We start from the raw sequence: 24,710 nt of genomic DNA on the forward strand, positions 1-24,710 counted from the left end.
GGGGAGAAGGGAATTGGAGAGGAAAGTTTTCGGCGGGGGGGGGGCAGAGAGTCGCTGCTCTCTGCCTTGCGCTGGTTCTCGGCTTCGGATGTTTATCCGTTGGCGCGACGGCTGGTGTCGCATATGCGGCCACGGAATCGCGGACTGCGTATACTGCGGAGGAGTTTAAGATCACCCAGGACGGCGTGACCTATTCGTGCGAGACCACGGATAAGGGCACGGCGGAAATCACATGTATTGTTGCCGACGACAGTGTGACCGCGGTGAGTGTACCCAGCTCCATCGCGCATGGTGGCCAGACCTACAAAGTCACCGAACTTTTTTTCTCGTCTGGTATCGTGGCCAAGAACGTTGAGCAGCTGACGCTCCCCGACACGCTCGAAAACGTGCGCGGATGGTATTTCCGGAAGTTCGTAAAGGTCAAGGAGCTCCATATCCCTGGCTCCATCAAGGACTTCAGTTGCACGCTGCAAAACGCCGGCTCGCTCGAAAAACTCTATTTCGATGAGGGCGTCGAGAAGATTAGCGCCAACTCGATGGTCACGGGCTGCAAAAGCCTTTCGGAGATCGATCTCCCCTCCACCCTCAAAATGATTTCGGGCCCGAGCGCCTTCGGGGGGGCTACGGCCCTTACAAGCATCGAGTTTCCAAAAGATGTCGCCTTCGCCGACACCATAACGGGCTTGCTCAAAGGCTGCACGTCTCTGACAAGCGTGTCGTTGCCCGCTTCGGTTACGAAGATCCCCTCGCACATGTTTGACGGATGTACCTCTCTAACGTCCGTCACCGCGCTGAGCGAAATTGAGTCCATCGGGGATGGGGCGTTTCAGAATTGCTCGAGTTTGACCGGCATCGATTTCCCGGGCACATTGACGAGCATCGGATCCTCTGCTTTCCAGGGGTGCGCCAGCCTGGTGAGCGTGCCCAATCTAAGCAAGGTGACAAACATGGGCTGGGGGGCTTTCTACAAGTGCAAAAAGCTACGGGCGTCCGTGGACCTGTCCTCGCTTCAGAGCGTTCCGGGCTATGCGTTCTGCTACGCGCCGGTTAAGATCGTGGGGCTTTGCGACAGCCTGCAGAGTATCGGTGACTGGGCCTTTATCTGGAGCAACGTCGCCGTCCAGCTTCCCGAGACACTTGAGAAAATTGGCAACTACGCCTTCTTTCGCGGCACGTTGCCGGAGCAGCTTTCCATTCCAGATTCCGTGACTTCCGTTGGCACGGCAGCCTTCTCGGGCGTAGATGGCGTGAAGGATGTGACGATCGGGCGCGGCCTCACCAAAATACCCCGGGACATGTTTGACGGCAGCACGGTTCAAAAGATCACGATCGAAAACAGCAGGGACGACATCACCGGCTCGGAGAACCTCCCGTCCTCTGGCGTCGATATCGTCTACACGCGCGAGTCCATCGATGACAGCGTCGGCGATACCGTGAGCGATGGCAGCACCAAGACCCTTCAGGATCTGGTCGACAAGGCCCCCGATGGCAAGGAAACCGTCATCACCCTGAAAAAGCACGTGAAGCTTGACTCCACGCTCACGATTCCTGCCGGGAAGATGATTAAGATCACGTCGGATGAGCCCTATACCATCTTGGCAAAGAAAAGCGGCTTCTCCGTACTGGTCAATGTTGCCGAGAGGGCATCCCTCGAGCTGTCGGGGAAAGTGTCCCTGAGTGGTCGCTACAACAAGGGCGCCATTATTTCTAGCAAGGGAGCAGTTGTGCTCTCTGACGAGGCCGTTGTGTGCGACGGCGCTGCGAGCACCGTCAATACTGGTGTTGTCGACGTGTCGGGAGACAAGGCTTCGCTTACCATGACGGGCGGCGTTATCGAGCAGTGCGAACTTAAGGACGCGTATTGCGGCGCTGTCCACGCGAAGGACGGCGCTCATGTTGTCATGAAGGGCGGCGTTATCCGTAAAAACGGAATCGTCGTTACCGGAGACACTAACGGCTATCACCTCACATCTTCTGGCGTCATGTTGGTGGGCAATGCCCGCTTCGACATGAGCGGAGGCAGCATCGAGGGCAACAGCGGCTATCGAGGCAGCGTGGTCCTTGCGTACAGTGAGAGGGAGGGCGATAGCCAAAGAGCCAAGTTCACGATGACTGGTGGTCAGATTTCCGGCAACAGGAGCAGTAAACTGGAGGCGGGGCCCTTAGATCCCTCTGGAGCAGTTCACATTGAGGGCAACGCCGAGTTCACCATGAAGGGTGGAGAGATTGAGAACAACGTTGCGTCTGGCAACGGCAAAGGCGGCGGAGTGTGTGTGGTCGACCCGGGCTGTCAGGGCGGCGAAACAGGGAATACTGCTTTCACCATGCAAGGCGGGTCCATATCTGGCAACTCCGCTTCCGCCGGCGGAGGCGTCTATGCCTATTCGAATGGCGTCACGCTCAGCGCGGGCAAGATCGAGGGTAATACTGCTCGGAGCATGGGCGGCGGCGTGTATAGCGAAGGCAACGAGGCTCATGGCTATAGCACGCTCCGCATCGAAAACGCCCTCGTTGTTGATAACCATGCGGATAAGCAGGGCGGCGGCATGTGGTTCTGCCCGACCGGAGATGCCAAGGTCTACGTCCAGGACGGCGGCCTGATCGCCAAGAACACGGCTGATGAGGCGGGAGACGACTTCGTCTTCACCGGCGCCAAAGACGCCAAATACAAACTGACCTTGGCCAACCGCGCTCCGGGCGGCGGAAAGGTCAGCTGGTACAGAGACGGTGGGCTGTTTAAGCCCTACGGCACTATTGCGGCAACAAACCCCAAAATCCCGCGATTCTCGCCCGATGGCGACAACGGCGATCCCCTGTCCTTTACCGACGCCACGCCGAACGTCGCGCTTAAATCTGTGATGAGCGAGGATGTGTATAACCTCGGCGGCGGCCAGGCGTCGCTGACGATCTCTGGCAATACGGCGCCGTTGGGAGGCGGCATCGGCGCCAACGGCGGTGTCGTCATCGGTAAGTCCGAGAACATCAGCATTCCCATCAAAAAGGTCTGGGAGAACCCCAGGATCCCCCATCCTAATAAGGTCAAAGTAAATCTCAAGAACGGCGATACCGTCATCGATTCGATCACCCTGAGCGAGTCTGACGGCTGGGAGGGCTCCTTCGAGGGCCTGCCCAAGTACTCCAAGTCCGGCTCCGTGATCGACTACGCCGTGGCCGAGGACCCCGTCGAGGGCTACAGCTCCAAGGTCACCGGCGACGCCGAGCGCGGCTTCACCGTGACCAACACTGTGAAGACGGGCGAGCTCGACGTCTCCAAGACCGTCGTGGCGCGCGAGGGCCTGGCGGTCGACGCGGACAAGATATTTAAGTTTGTGGTTGAGGCCACCGATGCCATGGGCCGCAAAGTATCCGGCACCTACGGTGACGCGACGTTCGAGGACGGCAAGGCGACCCTCAAGCTCAAAGATGGCCAGACGGCGAGGATCACGGGGCTGCCCGCGGGAACTGCCTACACGGTGACCGAACGTGCCGCCGAGGGCTACACGACCGCGGTGAACGGAGCCGAGGGATCCAGGGCCGATGGCTCCATCTCGGCCGATCAGGTCGCCTCCGCCGCCTTCACCAACACCTTCGACCCCGCCCCCGCCACGGCGTCCGTCCCCGAGCTCACCAAGGTGCTCGCTGGAGGCCGCAAGCCCGGCCTCCAGGAGGGGGAATTCACCTTCGAGCTCTCCCTCACCGATGGCGCGGGCAATGTCCTCGAGGGCTACCCAATCGAGGCGAAGAATGACAAGGACGGCAAGGTTTCCTTTGGCGAGCTCAGCTTCACCAATCTGGGCACCTACCACGCGACCGTGACCGAGAAAGCAAGCGGCGATGTCCTGATTGAGGACGATGCGCATGCCTACACCTTCGACATCGCAGTGACTCAGACTGGTGCCGGCCTTAAGGCCGAGATCTTCAACGAGCGGGGCAAGAAGACCTTCACCAACACCTTCACGCCGCACGACAACACCAAGACCGTCACCAAGGCGGACGCCTCGGGTGCCAAGGTCAATGTGGATGGCAGGCTGGTGGGCGTGGGCGATACCCTCACCTATACCATCGGCTGGGCCAATAACAGCGTCGACGACAGGGGCGCCGCGCAGGCGGCCGACGTGACGGTGACCGATGTCCTGCCCAAGGGCGTTAACTATGTTGAGGGTTCTGCCGACGGTGCCGCCTACGACGCCGCGACGCGCACCCTTACCTGGTCGCTCGGCGAGCAGGCTGCGGGCGCCACGGGCACGCTCAGCTTTGACGTGAAGGTCTCCGCCGAAGCCGCCGTGGTCGACGACATCTCCAACACCGCCACGGTCAAGGTGGGGGAGAGCGAATCCCAGACCAACACGACCCACAACAGCGTGTCCCGCGAGGGCAGCCTCACCGTCAAGAAGACGGTCGTCGGCGGCGACAGCCAGCGAGAGTTCGGCTTTACGGTCGCGCTGACCGACGGGGACGGCGAGCCCGTCTCCGGCACCTTCGGCAAGGGCGAGCACGCCGTGACGTTCGCGGACGGCAAGGCGAACTTCACGCTTAAGGATGGCGGGGAGAAGATCATCTCCGGCCTACCCGTGGGCGCGCACTATACCGTGACCGAGGATGCCGCCGAGGGCTACGCGACCACGGCCGAGGGGGCCGAGGGCACCGTGACCGAGGCAGGCGCGACTGCAGCGTTCACCAACACGTACGGAACGGCCACCGAGGGCAGAGACGTCTCCACCGCGGGACTCTTCACCAAGGCGCTCAAGGGCCGCGACTGGGCGGAGGGCGATAGCTTCCAGTTCACGCTCGCGGGCGAGGGCGGCGCTCCCATGCCCGAGGGTGCTGCCGACGGCTCCAAGACCGTCAGCGTGACGGCCGCCGCCGGCACCAAGCCGGGCGATAGGGTCGCCTTCGACTTCGGAGCCATCCGCTACACGCTCGATGACATCAAGGACGCCGAGTTTGCCGAAGTCGGCGGCAAGCGCGTGCGCGCCAAGACCTTCACCTACACGGTGCGCGAGGTCAGGCCCGATGACGGCTCTGCCATCGCCGGCGTGGCCTACGACGACCACGTCGCCACGATGACGGTGACCGTGACCGACGACGGCTCCGGCAACCTCACGGCCTCGACGCCCGCGATCGCGCAGGCGAGCGGCGGCGACTTCGTCAACACCTACACGACCGAGCTCGACTACTCGGCCCGCGTGGGCGTGCGCCTGTCCAAGACGCTCTCCGGCCACGCCATGGAGGCGGGGCAGTTCGCCTTCACCGTGACCGCCGATGCCGAGACGGCCGCCAAGCTCGGCCTCAAGACCGAAAAGGACGCCTACGCCGTGGCCGCGGCCGATGACGGGAAGGCCGACCTAGTCGACCTCATCGGCGGTGCTGCGGGCAGCGACGTGAAGTTTACCGACGCCGACGCGGGCAAGACCTACAGCTTCACCGCCACCGAGACCAAGCTCGGCGGCGATGGCTACGCCAACGACACCGCGCCGCGCACGGTGACCATCGCGCCCAGCTACGATGCCGCGACGGGCAAGCTCACGGTCACGACCACAGTTGCCAAGGACGGTGTCGAGGTCGCCCGCAGCGAGGTCTCCACGGCAGATGACGCCATGGCGACGCCCGCGCCCGTGACGGTCGCGTTCCAGAACTCCTACGAGGCCACCGGAACGCTCGGCGGCGAGGGCGGCGCGGTTATCAACGCTACCAAGACGCTGACGGGCCGCGCCGCGGCGGCGGGCGAGTTCTCGTTCTCCGTCCGCGATGCCCGGGGCAACGTGGTCGCGACCGCGACCAACCAGGCCTCCGGCGACGGCGAGGCCGCGGGACTTGCGTTCTCGCCTATTGCCTACACTACTGACGCGCTCGAGCGGATGGTGGGAGACGGCACCGCTACCAGGGCCGCCGACGGCTCCTGGGTCATTCCCTATACCGTTTCCGAGGACGGTACGGACCGGCTGCCTGCGGGCGTGACGGCGGCCACGTCGAGCTTCGGCATCACGGTCAAGGTGACCGATAACGGCAAGGGCGGGCTGGATGTGGCCGTGACCTACCCCGAGGGCTCCGACGGCACGCTGTCGTTTGTGAATGCCTATAGCGCCGGCGAGGCGACGGTCGACCTCGCGGGCACCAAGACGTTGGCGCTCGGCCAGGCCGGACTCGGCCTCACGCAGGCCGACATCGCGGGCAAGTACACCTTTAAGATTGAGCCGCAGGACGGCGCGCCCGCACCGGTTGACGCTTCGGGCAAGACGGTGGCCGAGGCGACCAACGACGCCACCGGCAACGTCGCGCTGGGCCACGTCACGTTTAAGCAGCCGAGCGACCTTGATGACGTCGAGATCGATGGCGACGGCCTGCGCACCAAGACGTTCGCCTACCGGGTGAGCGAGTCCGGTTCGGTCGACGGCGTGGTCAATGACGCGACGGCGACCAGGACCTTCACGGTCAGGGTGGTCGAGGACACCGCCGCGGGCACGCTTGCCGCGAAGGTCCTGCCCGCAGAGGGCACGCCCGAGGGCAAGGGCGCGTTCGAGTTCACCAACACCTACGGCGTGAATCCGACGCCGAGCTCCGTCACCGACCAGATCAAGGTGAACAAGAAGCTCGAGGGCCGTGATCTGGCCGAGGGCGAGTTTGAGTTCCAGCTGGTCAAGATTGCCGCTGACGGCAGCGAGAGCGTCGCGGCGACGGGTAAGAACGCCGCCGACGGCACGGTCGCGCTCAGCCCCGTCACCTACACCGCGCCCGGCACGCACAGCTACGAACTGCGCGAGGTCGCCGGCACGGCGGGCGGCGTGACGTACGACAAGACGACGTACCGCGTGCGCACGACGGTCACCGATGCCAAAAACGGCACGCTTACCGTCAAGCACGAGCTGACGGATGCCGAGGGCGACACCTCGGTGACCTTCACCAACGGCTACCAGGCCGCACCCGTCACCCTCAAGCTGGGCGCCGCCAAGGTGCTCAAGGGCGCTGAGCTCAAGGCGGGCCAGTTTAGCTTTGAGCTCAGGGGCCGGGACGGCAAGGTCATGTCGACCGCCAAGAATGCCGCCGATGGCAGCGTCGCGTTCGATGCGCTGACCTTCAAGCAGGCCGGCACCTACACATTCACGGTGAGCGAGGTCGACGACGGCCAGGCGCACGTGACCTACGATAAGGCGGTGCATAAGATCGTCGTCACGGTGAGCGACGAGGCGGCAGACGGAACCAAGACGGGCTATCTGTCGGCGAAGGTCTCCTACGAGGGCGACGCCAACCTGCCGCCGGTCTTCACCAACAGCTACGCCGAGAATCCCGGGACCCCCGACACCCCCGAGAACCCCGGCACGCCGGGCGGCGGCTCGGACGGCGGTTCAGATAACGGCTCCGGCAGCGGCTCTAGCGGCGACGGCTCCAAGGGCGGCATGCCCGACACCGGCGACCGCAGCCTGCCGGTCGAGGCGCTCGGCGCCATGGCCGGCATCGGCGCGCTGGCCGCAGCGGGCGGCGCGGTCCTGTACCGCAGGCGTCGCTAGCGATATGGGCAAGTGGGGCGAATCCATCCGATGGGTTCGCCCCACTTGCCCTGCTGGACGGGAGCAGGTAAGATATACCGAGCGCCTAGCGCGTTCGATGGGTTCGGATGACGACATGTTCCGAATCTGGTCAGGTCCGGAAGGAAGCAGCCATAAGGAGCCTCTGTCGGGCATCCGAATCCATCGAGCGCACGGGCGCTTTTTTGGTGCCGCGATGCGGTCCCGGTGCCGGCGGGCTGTTTGGTGTCTCGCTGGTCCTCGGCTTTGCCTGCGGGATCGCTCGACTACCAAACAGCCCGCCGGCACCGGGACCACTTCGTCCAAAAATCACCCGTAAAGGCGCGTTAGCCTAATTAAATCTATCCCTTAAGGAATGCTGCTCGTTGGCGTTGTTTGGAGCGCGGTGGCGATGTGCTTCAAGAGACAGTGGCATTACCATCTGTTTTTACAAGTAAAAGAGGCCCGTTTCCCTGGTTTTGGTTGGGGAAACGGGCCTCTTTGTCTATGGGCTTGTGGATTGGCAAAGACAATAGCCGCTGGCAGCTATTTTGAGTTCTTGATGCGACGTGTGGCTGCGGCGGTTATTCCGAGGCCTGCGGCGGCGACTGCTGCGAGTGCGATTGCGCTCGGCGCTGCGTCGCCCGTGTTCGCGAGCTTGCCGGCGGTCGTATCTGCTTGCTTGCCGTTGCTCGAGTTCGCCTGCTTGGTGGAGCTTGGCGAGGTGTCTTTACCGGTCGCGGACGAGCCGGTGGGCGGTGTCGCCTCGGCGGGTTGCGTTGAGCCGGAGGGAGGCACTGTCTCGGTCGGTTTCGTTATCTCGGGCGAGGTGGCCTTGTCTGCCGCGGCCTTAGCCTCTTCGTATGCCTTGCAGGCGTCGTCATAGGCCGCTTGCGCCTTTTCCAAATCGCCGAGGAGCGCATCTCGCTTGGCTATGTCCTCGTCGATGTGGGCTTTGGCTTCCTGCGCCTCACTTTCGGAATCCTGAACCTGTCTTTCCTGGCTTTCGAGCCGGCGTCGGTAGGAGTGAAGATCATCTTCACAAGATTTCTCTCGCCTTTCTGCCGACATGATCTCACTTCGCAACTGCTTAATAGTTTCGTTAGAAGCTCCGTCGTCGATTGCCTTATTTAATTCTGCCTGAAGGTCGCTTGTCCGGTTGTGGGCCTCATCGTATTTGGCTTGGGCTGCATCGACGTTCGCTTGCATGGCGGGAAGGGGTTCCCTCCGTTTGGCGGCTCCCGTCACCACCATGTCGTAGATCTCTTGAAAAGCGGCAATGTCATCATCGATTTCCGCAAGTTTCTCGGGACTTGCGGCAACTTTTGCGGCCTCGAGGTTTTTGAGCGCTTCCTGCATGGCTGCATACGCTTTTTCTTTTGCGGCGGCCGCATCTTCCGTCTGCAAGGCAACTGCACCGGTGGGGGAGCTGGTTTCTGCCGCTATCGCCGTTGCGGGGGCGATTCCCGCGATAAGTGCCGCGGAAAGGGCGATGCCCAAGGTTGCTCGTCTTGCTCTTCTCGCGAGAATGTCGTTCATCTCGGCACCTCATTTCAAGGGTCGGCGACTAACTTGGTAGCACTAATGTAAGTATACCAAGCGATTGGCCCGCCACTGGCTGGGTGTGCGCGTATGCTCCTCTGAAAACTGAATCCCGTCAGAAATGACGAGTTGTTTACGCTTCTTTTGGGGTGGCGGTACTATCATGGTTCGAATTGAATGTGGATGATGATAGGGAGCGCCTTTTTATGATTAAGCTGCTCAGGCGTTTTGGTGGCAAGTTTCGCCGGTATATGGTGATTGGTCCTGCGTGCAAGCTGATCGAAGTGATTTTTGACCTGCTGACGCCGCTGGTGATTGCCCAGATGATCGATAAAGGTATCGGTGCGCACGACGTGAGTGCCGTCGTCCACTATGGCATGGTACTTGGCGCCATGGCTGTGATCGGTATCTCGTTTACGCTCGTCTGCCAAAAGATGGCGGCGCTGACCTCGCAGGGTATGGGTACCGATATCCGCGGCGCGCTCTACGAGCACATCAACAAGCTGAGCTATGCCGAGCTCGATCGCTTTGGCACGCCGTCGCTCATCACGCGTATCACCAACGACGTCAACCAGGTGCAGCTTGCCGTGGCGCTGGGCGTGCGCATGCTCATCCGCTGGCCTTTCCTGGCGGTGGGCTCCATGGTCGCGGCCCTTGCCATCGACCTTAAGCTTGGCGTGATTTTCTTGATTTGCACGCCCGCCATTGGCCTGGTGTTTTGGTTTGTCATGGCGCACTGCATTCCCTACTACAAGCAGCTGCAGGCAAAGCTCGACCGCATTGCGCTCATTTGCCGCGAGGGCCTTTCGGGCGCCCGCGTGGTTCGCGCCTTTGTGCGCGAGGACCACGAGCGCGAGCGCTTTGCCCAGGCTGCCGATGACCAGGCCAATACTGCCATCGCGGTGGGCAAGCTCTCGTCGATTCTCAACCCCGTCACGTTTCTTGTGATGAACCTAGGCGTGTGCGCCATCCTGTGGGTGGGCGGCATCCAGGTCAACGTGGGCGAGCTCACGCAGGGTCAGGTCATGGCGTTTGTGAACTACATGACGCAGACCCTCACCTCCATCGTCTACGTGGCCAACCTGGTCGTTGTTTTTACCAAGGCGAGCGCCAGCGCGTCGCGTATCAACGAGGTGCTCAATTGCGCGCCGAGCATCACCGACGAGGACAACGAGCCGGTCGCGCTGCCCGAGCCGGGCAATGCCGCCCCGGCCCCCGCGCTGAGCTTGAGCCATGCGAGCTTTTCGTTTGGCGTGGGCGCTGCCAACGCCGTCAACGATGTGACCCTGGAACTCCCGCTGGGCAAAACACTCGGCATTATCGGCGGCACGGGCAGCGGCAAGTCCACGCTCGTTTCGCTTATCCCGCGCCTGTACGATGCGGGCGCCGGCAGCGTGAGCGTGATGGGCGCCGACGTGCGCACCTGGCCGCTCGACCAGCTGCGTCATGTGGTCGCGACCGTTCCGCAGCGCGCGTCGCTGGTGAGCGGCACCATCCGCAGCAACCTGACCTGGCGCGACGAGGCTGCGACCGACGAGGAGCTCTGGGCGGCGCTCGACATGGCGCAGGCGAGCGAGTTTGTGCGCAACAAGCCGCAGGGGCTCGATGCCCCGGTCGAGGCGGGCGGTAAGAACTTCAGCGGTGGCCAACTCCAGCGCCTGACCATCGCGCGCGCCCTGGTGGGCTCGCCACAGGTCCTGATCATGGACGATTCCGCCTCGGCGCTCGACTTTAAGACTGACGCGGCGCTTCGCCACGCCATTCGCGAGCGCAGCGTGCGCGGTGCCGCCGAGGGCGGGCTGCCGCTCACGACGGTGATCGTGAGCCAGCGCGTCTCGACCGTGCGCGACGCCGACATGATCTGCGTGCTCGATCACGGCTCGGTTGCGGGCCTGGGCACGCATGACGAGCTGTATGCAAGCTGCCAACTCTATCGTGAGATTTGCCAGTCGCAGCTGCGCCGCGAGGAGCTCGAGGGCCGGCAGGGGAGCGCGACGCCCGCGTCTGTCCCGGCTGCCCCGGCATCCACTTGCGCAAAGGAGGGCTGCTAAATGAATCCGTACACTTCTTCCGGTTCGGTCGCCACGATGACGGCCAACGTGTCCGGCAACGATAGCCTCAACGACCTGGGCGACGGCCCGCGCCAGCCCGGCGACCCCGAGCGCTATCCCGTGGGCGCGGTGACCCGCCGCCTGATGGGCTACGTCCGTCCGCACCGTATTTCGTTTACGGCGTCGTTTGTGAGCGCCGCTATCTCGGTGATTCTGCAGCTCTACACGCCTATCCTTATCGGCGAGGGTATCGACCTGATCGTTGCCGCGGGCCAGGTGGATTTCGATGCGCTGCTGCCGCTCGTTACCAAACTCGCGATTGTCGTGATGGGTGCTGCGGCCTTTCAGTGGCTGCAGGGCTACTGCGTCAACCGTCTGTCCTACGAGACGGTGCGCGACATGCGCGTGGAGGCGAGCGACAAGCTCAGCCGCATGCCGCTCGGCTTTGTCGACAGCCATGCCCACGGCGACCTTATGAGCCGCGTGGTCAACGACGTCGATCAGGTGGGCGACGGTCTGCTGCAGGGCTTTACCCAGCTCTTTACCGGCGTCATCACCATCGTGGGCACGCTTGCGTTTATGCTCTCCATTAACCTGACCATGACACTCGTGGTGGTGCTCGTCACGCCGCTTTCCATCTTTGCAGCTGGCGCCATCGCCAAGCTCTCCAACAAAAGCTTTACGGCTCAGCAGCGTATTCAAGGGCAGCTCGGCGGTCATATCGAGGAGTATGTGGGTGAGCAAAAGCTGGTGGACGCCTTCGCCTACGGCCCGCACGCTCAGCAGCGCTTCGATGCCCTTAACGCCGAGCTCTATACAGCAGGTGAACGCGCGCAGTTTATGGGTTCGCTCTCCAACCCCGGCACGCGCTTTATCAATAACATCATCTATGCCGTGGTCGCTGTGATCGGCTGCGTGGGCGTGATCACGGGCGTGCCAGCGGCGCTTACGGTGGGCGGCGTGCAGATTTTCCTGTCCTATGCCAACCAGTACACCAAGCCGTTCAACGAGGTCACCAACGTCATCACGCAGATCCAGACCGCGTACGCCTCGGCGCGCCGCATGTTTGCGCTGCTCGATGCGCGCGAGCAGGAGCCCGATGCGACGGATGCCGCGGAGCTTGCCGCCCCGAAGGGCGAGGTCGCCTTTGAGCATGTGGACTTTAGCTACGTACCCGATCGCAAGCTGCTGCAGGACATTTGCATTGACGCCAAACCCGGCATGCGCTTTGCCCTGGTCGGCCCCACGGGCTGCGGCAAGACGACGCTCATCAACCTGCTGCTGCGCTTTTACGATATCGATGCCGGACGCATCATGGTCGATGGCCGGTCTTCGCGTGATTACACGCGCGCAAGCCTGCGCCGTGCCTTTGGTATGGTGCTGCAGGATTCGTGGCTGTTCGAGGGCACGGTGGCGGAAAACATCGCTTACGGTTGCCCGGATGCCACGCGCCAGCAGGTTGTCGAGGCCGCCAAGCGCGCTCATGCGCATAAGTTTATCGTGCAGCTGCCAGGCGGCTACGATACGGTGATTGGCGAGGACGGCGGCACGTTTAGCCAGGGCCAAAAACAGCTGCTGTGCATCGCGCGCGTCATGCTCACCGACCCGGCGATCTTGCTGCTGGACGAGGCGACTTCGAGTATCGATACGCGTACCGAGCTGCAGGTGCAGGCGGCATTCGACGAGCTCATGGCAGGTCGCACAAGCTTTGTCGTGGCGCACCGCCTGAGCACCATCCGCAACGCCGACTGCATCCTGGTCATGCGCGACGGCCAGATTATCGAGCGCGGCACACACGACGAGCTGCTAGCGGCAGGCGGCTTCTACGCCGAACTCTACCGCAGCCAGTTTGCCCAGTAGGGGCCACCGATTGGCGGCAGATGGTTTACATCTGCGTCGTTAGTACTAAGATATTCATCTAATAAATTGCATTAGTGGCTTTAGTTTTGGGGGAAACGAGGCAACGTGACTATGACGTGCTCTTTGGTGGTTAACAGCAAGAGCGGTAATACCAGGATGGTTTCGGGCGCGATTAAGCGCGCTCTGCAGGCTGCGGGCGTTGAGTTTGTCCACGCCGCGGCGTTGAGCGACGATGCGGATGCAGATCAGGTTGCGCTCGAGGCGCAGGGCGCCTGCGCGGCCGACATGGTGCTCGTCGGTTTTTGGTGCGACAAGGGCGCGTGCACGCCTTCGGTCGCGGCGTTGCTCTCCGCCTTGCACGGCAAGCGCGTGTTCCTGTTTGGCACCTGCGGCTTTGGCGCCGATCAGAGCTATTACCAGCAGATTATCGATCGCGTGACCTCCAATTTGGCCAATGATGCCGAGCTTGCGGGCTGGGCGATGTGCCAGGGCAAGATGGGCCCTGCGGTCAAGCAGCGCTACGAGGCCATGCTCGAGCAAGATCCCGACAACGCCCGCGCTAAGATGCTTCTCGACAACTGGGTTGCCGCAAAGGATCACCCCACCAAGGAAGATCTGGATAACATGGCTACAGCCGCCAAAAAGGCCGTGCTGGGGGAGTAGCTCCCATCGCTGACGGCGGTCGGTCCATCTTTCTAAATGAAACGTCCTCCCGGGCGTCGGGGCACGAAGTTCCCTGCTCTACAGTCCTGCGCAAGACGAAGGCCACATTAAGTGGCCTTCTTTGCGTGCGGAACTCGCGATGAACTTCGTGCCCCGCCGTCCGGGAGGACGCCTCTTTATTGATGGGAGGCCTGATAGGTCGATGGTTCCGTGCCCGGATGCGTCCAAAGTGGGACGGGCTTTCCGGATGGGCAGGCTTTCGAAAAATGCGTCCCGGAATTTGCCTTTGGAATGGGACGTAGTTTCCCGTTGAGGTGCTTTGCGGAAAGTGCATCCCACTCTGGGCGGTCGAAGTGGGACACACTTTCCCAAAGGCGCTCCAACGGGAAATTGCGTCCCATTATTCGGTCAAGAAACGGGATGCATTTTCCCAATGAGAGCAAAACCGGAAAATGCATCCCACAATCAGCCCTCAAAGTGGGACGCCGTTTCCCAATGAGGCTCAAGCGGAAAATGCATCCCGGAATTTGCGCTCAAAGTGGGATGCGGTTTCCGGTTGAGGGTCTAAGGGGAAAGTGCGTCCCAGAATCGACGCTTGAAATGGGATGCAGTTTCCCGATGAGGCACTCGACGGAAAATACATCCCAGAAATGGCCTTTGAGCTGGGATAAGATTTCCGCGGCATCTCGGATTCTCAAAAATGAGACACGCCGTTGGCGAAAATGAGACACGTGATATCGGGCATCGGACGTATCATTTGCAAAAATGAGTCCACTCCACTCGAGTAAAGCGAGGTCCCTCATGTACGTTCCACACCCCCGTATCCGTAGGCTGTCGAAAATCCCGCTTGTTGGGACGGCGGCGCTTGCTGCGTTGATCGCCACGAGCGTCGCCTGCTTCACGGCCACGCCCCAGGTTGCCCAGGCGGCAGACGCGCCCGCAATCACCGATATGACCGAGCAGGATTATCAAGCCCTGGGTCTGGGCACGAGCGAGGACATTCCGGCCGATACCGTTGGCCCCTATTCCACTGATACCCCCACGACGTTTGCCACGCGCAGCGAGGTCTATATGGCAGCTAACGGTAGCCATGGCAATCGCTACACTCTGCGCGACAAGCTCGAGAACGTCGAGCGCGGTGACATTGGCGGCAGCAGCAAACTCACCGATGGCTATGGAAGTGTGTGGGGCGCCGCAAAGTTCTGGCAAAACGTCAACAACTTCGATACGAACAGCGGTCTCTACAAGCATAGCGACTACGGTGGCGGCACCTGGTCGTACCTAAGCAACAATGAGTCCTCAACAGTACTCGCCAACGACAACAACGGTTTCTCGGGCATTCACGCCACGAGTGTTGAGTTCTGCAGCGACGCCAGCATGGGCAAAAAGAGCCGCGTTGCCGAGCTCCGTGCCTACGGCGACAGTTCCTCCACGACGATTGACGGCAAGTCATACGCCGGAAAGGTTGAGCTGGTCCTCTACTCGTTTAGCAACGGGCGTACGCGCACTCTCGACACACACCTGCCGGTGACGGTCAACACTAATATGATGTACGAAGGCCGTTTTAAGTACCTGGATGCCGGTTACCTGCAAGAGCACGACGCCGTCTTTGATGTCGAGGCGGGCGATGTCGATGGCGACGGCGTCGACGAGCTTTTTGTCTACGCGGGCTGCTATGTCGACGAGAACGGCGTGCGCAAGGCTGTAGTCGACATGTATGACTTGGAGGGCGGCAACTGGAAGCAAAGCGTCGTCAAGATCGATGCCGGTAACGCCGCGGACTACACCACGCACAACAAGGGCGGGAACGACTCCTGGACGCAGCTTCAGTCAGCTCCTGTCGTTTCGCTAGCGGCCGGCGACCTCGATCGCGATTTTTGCGATGACCTCGCCATCGTGGTCTCGGCACCCTACGGCAAGAAGAATATTGATAAGTCGACGCATTGCGAGCTGTTTTCGTGGGATGCATCCAAGGGTGCGCTCGTCCATGTCGATGCTCTGGGCGACGCGGGCGCAATCTCCCTCTCCGCGAACGGCAAGACCATGGTCGCTGCGAATGCGACGTTCGGCACGTTTGCCGCCTACGATGAAGAAGGAAAGAAGACGGGTGAAACCGTCACGGGCCTTATTCTTGCGGGCTATGACTGGCAACGCAGCGCTTTTGATTACGGCGCTTCTGACGGCAGCAAGGGGCTGTACGGCGCGCTGTACCGCTACGCGTATTATGACTCGGAGTCTGGCGAGTTCAAGCTTTCCGATTGCAAGGAATGCAGAGACGGGCTCCTCGCCTCCTATGGGCTGATGCATGTGCCCAACAGCGCATGGAAGGATAGCGCTCAGGATAAGCGCTATCCGTGCACCTTGGCGCCTATTGCCCTTGCCACTGCCAACCTTGACGGCCTGTCCGAGCAGCTGGCGGTCGACGAGGTGCTCGTGGGCGGCGATGTGTTCCGCGACTTTGCCTGCAACACGGCACAGAGCGGGGCTCAGGGCTTGGGGTCCATGGTCGGAACCATGAGCATGAGCGGTCAGCAATACAACAGCAGCAACAAGCATGACCACAAGGGTATAGAGCAGGTGTGGATCAGCGACGTCAAGGCGGGCAGCGTCTCGGGTTCGGACCGCTATAACGAGAGCTTTATCGCCGTGGTGGGCAAGCACCGCGACGAGGACCTGCGCAAGAACGATGACTACTATTGGATGACCGCCTCGCATTTTTCGCTCGACGAGAACGGAAAGGTGCGCCGCGGCGAGGAGCAGGTGATTAGCGAGAGCAACCGTCGCGGCACTACCTATGGCACATTTATCTCGCTCGCGCTGCCCGATGTCGACAACGACAGCGTCAAGATCACGTACAAGGACCGCTACAAGGTCTATACCAACCCGCGCGTGCTTGCCGTGCTGCAGGATGCGCCCTATGTTGAGGATCTGGAGCAGGCATACGGCTATCTGGTGTTGGGCGGCACGTCATACGGAGAGGAAAAGGGCACGGGGACATCCCAGGGCTATACCATTGGCGCCGAGTTGGGCGTTGCCGTCGAGGTGCAGACCGGTCCGCCCCTGGTCGCGATGAATGCTTCAGTCGATTTTGCCGCCGAGGGATGCTATGACTACCGGAGCGAGCGCACGGTCAGCGCAAGCGTAAGCTATGAGTCGCATGCCGGCGAGGGTGACAAGGCCGTGCTCTACACGATTCCGATGGTCTATTACGAGTATGAGATCGAAAATGAGGAAACTGGTGGCAAGGGCGTGATGGCGGCGCCCGTGTCGCTCGGCGCGCAGACCTCGGTCGTTAATGTCGAGGCCTATGACCGCATTGCCAAACAGCACAATATGACGCCGCTCAGCTACTTTTTGACCAACCGGTCGGGAGAACCCGGAACCTATCAAACGACGCTCAACGGCGAGACTCCCATTGGGGATTCCTTTGGCCTGGGCAAGCCTGGCGTAACGCGCGCCTACACGCACGATGGGTTTAACGGCGCCGCCGCGCAGTCGGGGGCGAGCATTGAGCAGACCATCGAAGTCGAGGAGGGCAAGGAGCAGGAGCTCGAGCTCGGCTTGACGCTGAACGGCAGCGTTGTCATGGGCGCGAAGCTCGCAAAGCACGAGTTGTTTGGCGGCCTGTGCTTTGGTGCCAACGCCGGCTTTACTACGGGTAACTCCTCGAGTGAATCGACCGAATACGGCGGCACCGTCGACAACCTGCCCGAGGCCGCGCAGGGCAAGTACGGTTTTGTGCGGCGTCTGGGCGTCAACGCGGTGGATGTCGACAAGTTCGAGGCAGACTCGGGCGACAAGCTCGGCACCAAGGACACCGACCAGTTCTGGATCGTGGGCTATGACGTTAAGGACGTCGAGATGCCCGAAGCGCCGGCCGTGACGGGCTTTACGGCAAACGCCGTCGATTCGACCAGCGTTACGTTTAGCTGGGACGATGTACTCGCAAACAAGAGTGGCTTTAGCTACGGCGTGGGCATGCTGCAGAGCAATGCGGCGGATGCGGTCGTCAATAGCTGGAAGATTGCCGACAACACGCAGACCTCGCTCAAGTGGGATGGGCTGCAGCCCAATACGGAGTATCGATTCGCCATCGCCGCCGTTAAGAATGGATCCACGACCGAAACAGGTATTCGCTCGGCAATCATCACAGTCAAGACCATGCCCGATGGCATGACGATGACCGTGAGCGGACCTGCGGCGGATACTGCGGAGGGGTCGGATCTTGGATACGACTCTTCGGTTGAGCGCACGGCGGGAAGCCACCTGACGCTCTCGGCGATTGGCCATGTGAAGCAACTCGGTGCCGACGATAGCGAAACAGGGCTGGCACCGACCTATATGTGGTACCGCAAGGGCCGCGGCGAGACAGAGTTTAAGCTCGTGGGTGCCGATGGCAACCTCGCGGCTGGAACGGCCTCAAAGCTCGAGATTGACCTGACCGCAGACGATGACGGTGCGCAGTATTACTGCCACGTGGGATACAGCGACGTGGGCCTCGACACCGGCACGACGCTCGTGAATATCGAGGCCGAGGAGACGGCGCCCACAACGGTGAACGCCACCCCGATCCGCACGCGCCGCCTGTTCTCACAGGCAAGTGCGGGCGCCAAGAAGTTCCTGGACCATACGCTGGTAAACACCGCCGGCCCAACCGATTCCGAAGGCTCAAAGGACCCCGAGACTCCTGAGACCCCGACGAACCCGGACAAGCCCAAGTCCGACAACGGAGCTAAGACCGACACCAAGGTCAAGACTACGACCACAGCGAAGAACCTCGCAAACACCGGCGACCAAACATTCGCCCTAGTCGCCACCGCAGCAGCAGCGGGAGCAACGCTCGTAGTGATAGCCCTCATCATGCTGATCAAGCGCCGCAAGACCCACTAGTAGCCAGTCGAACATATCGACAACCCAAAAACCCGGGTAGCCAAAAAACAGGCCACCCGGGTTTTCTGTTGAGTGGAGACTCCGCAAGCGGAAACTGCATCCCACAATTAGCGCCCGGAACGAGACACATTTTCCGTCAAGCCCTCATCCGGAAAATCCATCCCAGTTTGAGCGCCCAGACCGGGACGCACTTTCCCAAAGGGTCCTCAACGGGAAACTGCGTCCCATAATTAGGCCGAGAAATGGGATGAACTTTCCCAATGAGAGCCAACCGGAAACCACGTCCCAGAATCAGCCCCCAAAGTGGGACGCACTTTCCCAACGAGCCTCAACCGGAAAATACATCCCGGAATCCAGCTGAATAGTGGGACACACTTTCCCAATCGGGTCCCAAGCGGAAACTGCATCCCATTCCGGACGTGAATTCTGGGACACGGTTTCCGGATGCAAAAAAGGCCACAAGACGTGGCCTTCGACTTATATATGTTCAGCGGATACCCCTATGACAAGCCGCGCTCCAACAACATGGCGTCTGTCCGAGCAGGGAACCTTATATGCCTCCGCCCGGACAGACGTTTCAGTTATGAACTCGCAGCTAGCCGTTATTTAATCTTGGTCGTACCCGGCGCCAGGTTGGGGTCGGTCTCGTTGGCCTCGGTCTGGAAATGCTCGGTGTAGACGTTCTTGCCGTCGCGGAACATCTCGTAATACTGCATCTTGGCGTAATCCTCGCGCGCCTTGGTGGCGGCTGCTGCGGCGGCGTCGTCACCGGTGACGTTGGAGGAGAGTGCCCAGCGCAGGCTGGCGTCCTCGTAGCCCACCGAGTTGATGGCGGGCAGCGACTCGCGCAGCGTCATGTGCGCTTTCTGGTAGTCGGTCAGCGGTGCGCCGATCAGCTGCATGAGCTGGGTAGACAGGTAGTTGGTGGACAGGTCGTCGGTCTCACTCGTCTGGTCGCAACCGGCAACGTCGTAGTTAGCCCAAATGATGTAGTCGGTCTGCCACAAGCGCTCCTGATGGGTGGCATCGTCCTCGCCGGTAAACCACTTATCGTTGAACTTAGACGGGAAGAACGGCTGGTGGTCGCCCCAGAACACCACGACCACCTTACGGTCGAGCTTGCTCAGGGCGTTGAGGAAGTAGCGCAGCGCCTGATCGGACTGCTCGATGCACGAGACATACTCGTCGACATCGGAGAGCGTGCCGTCCTCGACGGTCTTGGCGTCCAGGTCGGTCGTGTCGATGTTCAGGTGCATCTGCTTGTCGACCGGCAGCAGGCCCGTGTCGTAGCCCGAGTGGTTCTGCATGGTCACGTCGAAGATGAACTGCGGATCGGCGTTCTGGTCGAGCAGCTCAAGAATCTTGTCGTAGGTTGCCTGGTCGGTCACCATGCCGCGCAGGGTATCGGCGCCTTGGAAATCGTTGATGGACAGGAACTGGTCAAAGCCAAAGTCCTTGTAGACGTTCTCGCGGTTCCAGTTGGTCGCGTGGTTGGGGTGCATGGCCGTGGTGGAATAGCCGAGCGATTTGAACTGCTCTGCCAGATTCCCGGTCGTTTCCATGTTGTAGATGGTGTAGGGGTACACGCCCGAGCCCAGGTTGGCCATGGAGTTGCCGGTCATAAACTCAAACTCGGTATTGGCCGTACCGCCGCCGTAGGCGCTCACATAGAGCTTGCCGCGGCTGAGGCAGTTGGACAGGCTCTTAAAGTACTGCGGACCCTCGTAGCCGGCGCGCATGTTCTGGTAGATCGACAGATCCGAGAACGTCTCGTTCATGATGGCGATGACCGTGGGCTTCTCGCTGTCGAACTGCTCCTGGGCGGCGGCGCGCTCGTCGCTCTTGGCCGCGTCGGACTTGTCGTAGGCCTTGGCGTACTTTTTGAGCGTGGCCTTGGCATCGTCGACGGAGTAGTCGGCGGGTTTGGGCGGCTTGATGGACTGCGCCGCACTAATAAAGGCAGGCAGGTAGCCCTCGCGCCAGTAGCTCTCGAGCGGACGCCAGGTGTAGACGGTGATGCCGAGGGTGTTGTAGTAGTCAATGAGCGTGACATGCGCGGTCACGCCGCCCAGGCATAGCACCGCCACGAGCAGGTTGGTGAGCAGCATGCGCTTGGCGTTGGCGGCGCCCTTCTGGCGGTGCGGTGCCACCAGGCCGGCGTACTCGCACAGCAGCATGGCGATGGCGGTAAAGCCCATGGACAGCACGCAGAACAGCGAGATGGAGAAGGTGTAGCCGTTGCCGGCGACCGCGGCGGCGGTGGAGATGGCCGAAAGGTCGCCCGGCTGGATGGGCATGGATTTAAACGTGATGACGAAGAACTCGGCAATGCCCAGGATAAAGAGGGCAAAGGCCAGGACGGCGGGGGCTGCGCCGTGGCGCTGGAACAGGAAGAACAAGCCGGCCATGAGCGTGGTGATGATGGCCCACTCGAGCAGGATACACAGGGGGTAGACCCAGGTAAAGTCGTGGTTGGACGAGACCTCCATGCCCAGCAGCGCAAAGACGCCGGCGAGCAGCAGGCACAGGACGGCGGCGACGAGCGGTTTGCCCACAAAGGCGCCGCGCAGGCGAGCGAGCTTGCCGGTGGGGGCGGGGGCGTCGGGCTCGGCGAACGCAAAGACGCGCGGGGCGATGCGGTCGCGGGCGATGCTGGCCCAAGCGCATCCGGTGAGGATGGCGTTGGTCAGGATGAGCATCACAAAGGCGAGCGGCTCGTTTTGGGCGACGAGGCCAATGGCACCCCAAATGGTCAAAAAGAGCTGGAACAGGCCGAAGGCGACGCTCCACCCAAGAGCGCTTTTGGCAACGGTGCCCGACTGAGCGCGAATGGCCTTGGCCTCGCGCAAGACAAGGTAGACGGTCGCCGCAAGACCGACGAGCGAGATGGCGGCAGCGAACATGCTGAGACTCCTCACAAACTAAAACCTACGAAAGCGGGGGTTTACCCGATTGTTACCAAGATATGCGCCGCATTTGGTGACTGCGCACAACAACCAGCCATAATAACGCGCGTGCGTGGCGGTGTTGCGCAATGTAGCGGCGACCTGCGCGATAATGGACGGGAATTACACGGAAACGTAAAGGCTTCTTAAAGAATTAGCGAGGATGAGGCGATGAACGAGCAGGTTTGCACCAAGGCTGTGGATACGTGTGGCTATCCGGTCGAGACCACGGGCAACGCGGTGCTGGACACGTTGGAGCACCGTTCCTCCACGCGCGCTTTTGCGCGCGATGACGACGGCCGGCCCGTGGCGGTGACCGACGAGCAGCGGGCGGCGATTCTGCATGCGGCGAGCCGTGCGCCGTCGGCAGGCGCCATGATGATGTATTCCATCGTGAGCATTCGCGAGCAGGCTACGCTGGATCGTCTGGCCGACCTGTGCGATCACCAGCCCATGATCGCCAAGGCGCCCTGGGCACTAATATTTGTGGTCGATTATGCCAAGTGGATCGATCTGTTTGAGCACGTGGGCTGCTTTGAGCCCGAGTTTGTCGAGCGTACGGGCAAGGCGCCCCGCCGCGCGCCGGGTTTGGGCGACTTTGCCATCGCGGCCCAGGACGCCGTGATCGCCGCGCAAAACGCCGTGGTTGCCGCCGAGGCTCTGGGCTTGGGGAGCTGCTATATCGGTGATATCGTCGAGAATGCCGAGGAAGTGGCCGAGCTGCTGGATCTGCCTCCGTATACCATGCCGCTGTCGATGCTCATCATCGGCACGCCCCGCAAGGAGCGCCCGGCGATCGCGCATCCCGTGGTGAACCTGGTACACGAGGAGCGCTACTGCCGTGCGGATGCCGCGACCATGGACGCGCAGGTGGCCGAGATGGATGCGATGTTTCGCCCGCACGCCCGCGAGGTGGGCGAGCGCGTGGTGGATATCTACACCCGCAAGCACACCAGTCCCTTTATGGCCGAGATGAGCCGCTCCATGGAGTGGTGGTTCAAAAACTGGCTCGGAAAATGACGAATGTGACAAGGGGACAGTCCCTTTGTCACATTCCATATCGCCGCGGTGGCCTAAAGACTGTATAAATCTTTATCTAGCTGGGAAAACGGTGCCGTGCAAGCGCAGGCCGATTGCCTATAATCCCTTCGAACATTAAAGTTGGGAGGAAACCGGCTTATGGAACAAAAGGCCAAGGAGGCAGCCTCGCACGCTGCGATTCCTGTGAGCATCTCGGCGATGCTCGTCACGCTGGGCGTGGTGTATGGCGATATCGGCACCAGCCCCATGTATGTAACCAAGGCGCTCGTTGCCGGCAATGGTGGCATCGGAAGCGTTACGCAGGAGTTCGTGCTCGGCGCGCTCTCCCTTGTCGTGTGGACGGTCACGCTGCTGACGACCGTCAAGTACGTGCTGATCTCGCTGCGCGCCGACAACCACGGCGAGGGCGGTATCTTTGCCCTGTACAGCCTGGTCAAGCGTTGCGGCAAGTGGCTCATCATCCCCGCCATGCTGGGCGGCGCCGCGCTGCTTGCCGACGGCATCCTGACGCCTGCCGTTACCGTCACCACGGCCATCGAGGGCTTGCGCACCATCCCGGCAGTCCATGCTGTGTTGGGCGACGATCAGGGCCGCGTCGTGGCCATCACGCTTGCCATCATCATTGTGCTCTTCTTGGTGCAGCGCATCGGTACGGCCAAGATCGGCCGTGCCTTTGGCCCCATCATGACGCTGTGGTTTCTGTTCCTGGGCGGTACGGGCCTGTTCTTTGTCTTCCAGTACCCCGCGGTGCTGCTGTGCCTCAACCCGCTGCGCGGCATCGGCTTTCTGCTGAGCCCCAACAACCATGCGGGCATCATGATTCTGGGCAGCTGCTTCCTCGCCACTACCGGTGCCGAGGCGCTCTACTCCGACATGGGCCATGTGGGCCGCGGCAACATCTACGCCACCTGGCCGTTCGTCAAGTGCTGCTTGCTGCTGTCCTATATGGGCCAGGGCGCTTGGCTTATCAACAACGCCGGCAACCCGGAGCTCATGGGTATCGCCGACCTCAACCCCTTCTACCAGATGCTCGCCCCGGGTCTGCGTCCCTTTGCCGTCGGCCTTTCCACCGTCGCGGCCATCATTGCCTCGCAGGCGCTCATCACCGGCGCATTCTCGCTGGTGTCCGAGGCCAGTCGCCTGGACCTCATGCCGCACATGCAGGTCTTCTATCCTGCCGAGACCAAGGGCCAGCTCTATATTCCCATGGTCAACAACGTCATGCTTGTGGGCTGCGTCGTCGTGGTGCTGCTGTTCCAGAGCTCGGCGCACATGGAGGCCGCCTACGGCTTGGCGATTACCCTGACCATGATGTGCACGACGCTGCTGCTCTTCTTCTACTTGCATGTTGATCGCGGCCTTAAGGTCGTCCCGTATATCTTCGTCGCGTTCTTCCTTATGCTCGAGGGCTTCTTCTTCGTGAGTTCGCTCACCAAGTTCTTCCACGGCGGTTACTTCACCATCCTTATGGCCTTGCTCATCATGGGCGTTATGGTGTGCTGGTACAACGGCACAGCGGTCGAGCGGCGTCAGTTTACGCTGCTGCCGCTGCGCAGCTATCTGCCGCAGCTCAAGCGCCTGCGCGACGACGATCGCTACGAGCCTATGAGCGACAACATCGTGTACCTGACCAAGGACACCAATACCGACTACATCGACCGCGATATCGTCTACTCGATTCTGGACAAGCATCCCAAGCGCGCCCGCGCCTGGTGGTTCGTGAACGTCGAGACCATGGACGAGCCGCATACCTTTGCCTATTCGGTCGAGACGTTTGGCACCGACTATGTTTTCCGCGTGCATCTGTACCTGGGCTACAAGGTTAACCAGCGCGTGAACGCCTACCTGCGCCAGGTTGTTCAGGATCTGGCCGCCACTGGCGAGCTGCCGCCGCAGATGCATGACTACTCGGTCTACAAGGATCCGGGCAACATCGGTACGTTCAAGTTCGTCATGATCCGCAAGCTCCTGGCGCCCGAGAGTGACGTGGAGCCGAGCGAGCGTACGGCCATCACGCTCAAGTACATCATCCGCCGCTTTGCCGGTACGCCGGCGCGCTGGTATGGCCTGGAGAACTCCAACGTGAGCTTTGAGTATGTGCCGCTGTTCACCAAGTTCAAGGCCGTGAACAAGATGCATCGCCTAGCCCCCAACGAGCGCCCGTAAGCGCCGACAGGTTGCATGGAGTTGGTTTTCGATGGACGAGGTTGAGACCG

9 protein-coding genes and 1 other RNA gene are annotated in these 24,710 nt (G+C 61.3%); 8 read left to right on the plus strand and 2 right to left on the minus strand.

Annotated elements, in window-relative coordinates; all coding sequences use genetic code 11:
• Nucleotides 1-185 precede the first annotated feature (185 nt).
• Entirely contained in the window at nucleotides 186-7,505 is a 7,320-nt protein-coding gene (locus DW003_RS08030) for a Spy0128 family protein (protein ID WP_147352193.1), read from the plus strand.
• A 94-nt stretch (nucleotides 7,506-7,599) separates the two neighbouring features.
• Nucleotides 7,600-7,695: signal recognition particle sRNA small type (gene ffs / locus DW003_RS08035), an RNA gene on the plus strand.
• A gap of 353 nt (nucleotides 7,696-8,048) precedes the next feature.
• Here the strand turns inward: ffs and DW003_RS08040 are convergent.
• Nucleotides 8,049-9,041, minus strand: coding sequence for a hypothetical protein (locus DW003_RS08040; RefSeq protein WP_118388481.1), 993 nt, complete (start codon nucleotides 9,039-9,041; stop codon nucleotides 8,049-8,051).
• A gap of 209 nt (nucleotides 9,042-9,250) precedes the next feature.
• Here DW003_RS08040 and DW003_RS08045 point away from each other — a divergent pair, with 209 nt between their 5' ends.
• From DW003_RS08045 to DW003_RS08060, 4 genes are all read left to right on the plus strand, one after another.
• The gene (locus DW003_RS08045; protein ID WP_118388483.1) at nucleotides 9,251-11,095 is read left to right on the plus strand and encodes an ABC transporter ATP-binding protein; all 1,845 of its coding nucleotides are present in this window, start codon (nucleotides 9,251-9,253) and stop codon (nucleotides 11,093-11,095) included.
• The gene (locus DW003_RS08050; protein ID WP_118388485.1) at nucleotides 11,096-12,955 is read left to right on the plus strand and encodes an ABC transporter ATP-binding protein; all 1,860 of its coding nucleotides are present in this window, start codon (nucleotides 11,096-11,098) and stop codon (nucleotides 12,953-12,955) included.
• A gap of 111 nt (nucleotides 12,956-13,066) precedes the next feature.
• Nucleotides 13,067-13,618 (plus strand): flavodoxin family protein BilS, encoded by a 552-nt coding sequence (bilS, locus tag DW003_RS08055; RefSeq protein WP_118206638.1) that lies wholly within the window; start codon nucleotides 13,067-13,069, stop codon nucleotides 13,616-13,618.
• An 801-nt stretch (nucleotides 13,619-14,419) separates the two neighbouring features.
• The gene (locus tag DW003_RS08060) at nucleotides 14,420-18,508 is read left to right on the plus strand and encodes a fibronectin type III domain-containing protein (RefSeq protein WP_118388487.1); all 4,089 of its coding nucleotides are present in this window, start codon (nucleotides 14,420-14,422) and stop codon (nucleotides 18,506-18,508) included.
• A gap of 602 nt (nucleotides 18,509-19,110) precedes the next feature.
• On the opposite strand, the gene DW003_RS08065 is transcribed toward DW003_RS08060, so the two are convergent.
• Entirely contained in the window at nucleotides 19,111-21,411 is a 2,301-nt protein-coding gene (locus DW003_RS08065; protein ID WP_118388488.1) for an LTA synthase family protein, read from the minus strand.
• 213 nt (nucleotides 21,412-21,624) lie between these two features.
• Between DW003_RS08065 and DW003_RS08070 the strand changes: the two genes are divergently transcribed.
• Nucleotides 21,625-22,473 (plus strand): nitroreductase family protein, encoded by an 849-nt coding sequence (locus DW003_RS08070; protein ID WP_118388490.1) that lies wholly within the window; start codon nucleotides 21,625-21,627, stop codon nucleotides 22,471-22,473.
• Between the two features lie 159 nt (nucleotides 22,474-22,632).
• Nucleotides 22,633-24,660 carry a KUP/HAK/KT family potassium transporter gene (locus DW003_RS08075; protein ID WP_118388492.1) on the plus strand — a complete coding sequence of 676 codons (2,028 nt, stop codon included), beginning with the start codon at nucleotides 22,633-22,635 and terminating at the stop codon, nucleotides 24,658-24,660.
• The last annotated feature ends 50 nt before the right edge of the window (nucleotides 24,661-24,710 follow it).

This window comes from Collinsella sp. AF36-3AT, assembly GCF_003475205.1.
Taxonomy (GTDB): Bacteria; Actinomycetota; Coriobacteriia; order Coriobacteriales; family Coriobacteriaceae; genus Collinsella; species Collinsella aerofaciens_AF.

Bases quoted from the DNA above. Each gene is read 5' to 3' on its own strand.
- DW003_RS08075 (WP_118388492.1), top strand. From the start codon at position 22,633: ATGGAACAAAAGGCCAAGGAGGCAGCCTCGCACGCTGCGATTCCTGTG.
- bilS (WP_118206638.1), top strand. From the start codon at position 13,067: ATGACGTGCTCTTTGGTGGTTAACAGCAAGAGCGGTAATACCAGGATG.
- DW003_RS08070 (WP_118388490.1), top strand. From the start codon at position 21,625: ATGAACGAGCAGGTTTGCACCAAGGCTGTGGATACGTGTGGCTATCCG.
- DW003_RS08050 (WP_118388485.1), top strand. From the start codon at position 11,096: ATGAATCCGTACACTTCTTCCGGTTCGGTCGCCACGATGACGGCCAAC.
- DW003_RS08045 (WP_118388483.1), top strand. From the start codon at position 9,251: ATGATTAAGCTGCTCAGGCGTTTTGGTGGCAAGTTTCGCCGGTATATG.
- DW003_RS08060 (WP_118388487.1), top strand. From the start codon at position 14,420: ATGTACGTTCCACACCCCCGTATCCGTAGGCTGTCGAAAATCCCGCTT.
- DW003_RS08040 (WP_118388481.1), bottom strand. From the start codon at position 9,041: ATGAACGACATTCTCGCGAGAAGAGCAAGACGAGCAACCTTGGGCATC.
- DW003_RS08065 (WP_118388488.1), bottom strand. From the start codon at position 21,411: ATGTTCGCTGCCGCCATCTCGCTCGTCGGTCTTGCGGCGACCGTCTAC.